The 233-nt window shown below is 63.9% G+C and carries 1 pseudogene; it reads right to left on the bottom strand.

The window, feature by feature from the left end:
* Positions 1 to 233: pseudogene (locus ACSNOK_RS36425) on the bottom strand (hypothetical protein); the annotation flags it as partial.

Genomic DNA, 233 nt, shown 5'->3' with positions numbered 1-233 from the left:
CCTTCCCGGCAGCAACCCCCTCAAGAACCTCCCCCACGGCAAACAGGAAGATGACCAGGGATGCTTCTTCAGCAGCGCCGATGACCAAGGCACCGGTAGCAGCAATGGTCATCAGCCCCTCGATGGTGAAGGGTTGGCCCATGCGCAGCGCCTCGAAGGCGCGTTTTGCCACCGGAACAAGGCCGATCAGGCAGGCGGCGACAAAGGCCCAGGAGCCGGCCTCTGCCGATGTC

Source organism: Streptomyces sp. URMC 126 (genome assembly GCF_051386555.1).
In the GTDB taxonomy this organism is placed as follows: Bacteria; Actinomycetota; Actinomycetes; order Streptomycetales; family Streptomycetaceae; genus Streptomyces.
This window is presented reverse-complemented; position numbering and strand designations above follow the sequence as displayed.